We start from the raw sequence: 2,127 nt of genomic DNA, 5'->3' as shown, positions 1-2,127 counted from the left end.
GCCGCCATGACGGCGTCGAGCCGGAGCAGCCGCAGCAGCGGCGCGGGCGCCGGATAGCCGGGCCGCGCCGTCGGCTCGTCGTCATAGGCGGCGCGCAGCCCGGCGGGCAGGTCGAGGTCGGCCAGCACCGCCGCCCGCCGCTCCGGCGCGGTGAGCAGCAGCGTGCGCCAGACCGCGAGGCTGCGCTGCGAGAGTTCGCGCGCCTGCTGGAAGCGCTGCAGGTCCACCCGGTCGAGCGCGTGGATCGTGAGGCCGGCGACCTGCACCAGCACGAGGCCGAGGATCAGCGCGAGCGCGGTGCGGCCCGCCAGCGAGCCAGGCAGCAGTTGGCGCAGCAGGCGCCGCACGCTCAGCCCTTCTCCACCGTGGTCGCCAGCACGTAGCCGCCGCCGCGCACCGTCTTGATCAGCTGCGGGTTGCGCCCGTCATCCTCGAGCTTCCGTCGCAGGCGGGAGACGGCGACGTCGATCGCGCGATCGAAGGGCCCGGCCTGCCGCCCACGCAGCAGGTCCATCAGCATGTCGCGCGTCAGCACCCGGTTCGGGCGCTCCACCAGCGCGACCAGCAGTTCGTACTCCCCGCCCGTCAGCGGCACCTCGACCCCCTGCGGGTTCAGCAGCCGCCGCCGGGCCGGCTCCAGCGACCAGCCTGAGAAGCGGATCGCCTTCGCCGGCGGCTCCCCGTTCGGCGCGCCGGTCGAGCTGTCGGCGGTCGCGCGGCGCAGCACGGCGCGGATGCGGGCCAGCAGCTCGCGCGGGTTGAAGGGCTTGGCGACGTAGTCGTCGGCGCCGAGCTCGAGCCCCACGATGCGGTCCGTCTCCTCGCCCATCGCGGTCAGCATCACGATCGGCACGTCGGACTGCCCGCGCAGCCAGCGCGCGAAGTCGAGCCCCGATTCGCCCGGCATCATCAGGTCGAGCACCACGAGGTGATAGCGGCCGAGCGGCCAGAGCTTGCGCGCCTCCCGCGCGTCGCGCGCGACGCTGACCCGGAAGGACTGCTTCTCGAGGAACTTCCCGAGCAGGTCGCGGATCTCGCGGTCGTCGTCCACGACGAGGATGTGCGGCTGGGCGGTCTCCATGCCCGTAACATAGCGCGGCCGGCAGCCGGGCGGAGCGCCCGATGTTGCGGCCGGTGACAGGACCGCCTCCTGCAACACGCCGTTGCACTATCTCACCCGCGCGGCCTTCGGCCGGTTACGTTCGGGGACCATCCTTCACCGCACCACAGGCCGGACGGGCCGCGGCAGCCTCTCCCGGCCGCGCACTCCCCCCTCACAGTCCCGGTCCGGCCTCGTGTACTGGCGGCGGGGATGGTTCCCCTCCAATCCCCGCCGCCCCCTTTTCCCCATCCCCCCGACTGGGCGCGCGCGGCAGCGTCGCGGCTGGGCGCGCAGCATCCGATCCTCGCCGGGATCGAGACGCGGGCCGGGCCGTTGCCATGGCCGGTGCGCGACCGCGGCTTCCCCGGCCTGCTGCGCGCGATCTGCGCCCAGCTCGTCTCGAACGAGGCCGCCTTCGCAATCTGGCGGCGCGTCTCGGCGCTGCCGGGTGCCACGACGCCGGACGGCTTCCTGGCGCTCGACCCCGTGCGCGTCGGCACCGAGGGGGGCCTGACCCGGCAGAAGGTCGCCCATGCCCGGGGGCTGGCGACGGCGATCCTCGACGGCACGCTGCGGCTCGACGCACTCGACACCATGGCGGACGAGGCGGCCGTCGCGCATCTCTGCCAGGTGAAGGGCATCGGCCGCTGGACCGCGGAGGTCCACCTGCTGTTCTCGCTGGACCGGCCGGATGTCTTCCCGGCCGGCGACCTTGCCCTGCAGGCCGCGGTCGCGCAGCTAGCCGGGCTGCCGGCCAGGCCCGACGCCAGGGCGCTCGCGGCCATGGCGCGCGACTGGGCGCCGCATCGCTCGGTCGCGGCGCGGCTGCTCTGGCACCATTGGCTGCACCACACGAAGCGGGCCACGCTGGACCCTGCATGATGCTCTCCTCCCGAGTCCGTGCGACGGACGCGCCGCCCATTCCCGCCGCCCGCGCCTGGGCCGCGCGCTACGATGGCCGCGCCGGCCCGCCGCTCGACCTGACGCAGGCCGTGCCGGGATACCCGCCGCCGCCCGAACTGCTC

The 2,127-nt window shown here is 74.6% G+C and carries 2 protein-coding genes and 1 pseudogene; 1 reads left to right on the top strand and 2 read right to left on the bottom strand.

What is annotated here, in order from left to right; translation table 11 throughout:
* Window positions 1-347: pseudogene (locus L2I40_RS22285) on the bottom strand (two-component sensor histidine kinase); the annotation flags it as partial.
* Window positions 348-349: 2 nt separating this feature from the next.
* Window positions 350-1,081 (bottom strand): response regulator, encoded by a 732-nt coding sequence (locus L2I40_RS22280; RefSeq protein WP_237217502.1) that lies wholly within the window; start codon window positions 1,079-1,081, stop codon window positions 350-352.
* 231 nt (window positions 1,082-1,312) lie between these two features.
* Between L2I40_RS22280 and L2I40_RS22275 the strand changes: the two genes are divergently transcribed.
* The gene (locus L2I40_RS22275) at window positions 1,313-1,984 is read left to right on the top strand and encodes a DNA-3-methyladenine glycosylase family protein (RefSeq protein WP_237217500.1); all 672 of its coding nucleotides are present in this window, start codon (window positions 1,313-1,315) and stop codon (window positions 1,982-1,984) included.
* Window positions 1,985-2,127: the final 143 nt, after the last annotated feature.

It is taken from the genome of Falsiroseomonas oryziterrae, from assembly GCF_021864505.1.
In the GTDB taxonomy this organism is placed as follows: domain Bacteria; phylum Pseudomonadota; class Alphaproteobacteria; order Acetobacterales; family Acetobacteraceae; genus Falsiroseomonas; species Falsiroseomonas oryziterrae.
Note: the sequence above shows the minus strand (reverse complement) of the source record. Positions and strands in the feature narration are given on the sequence as shown.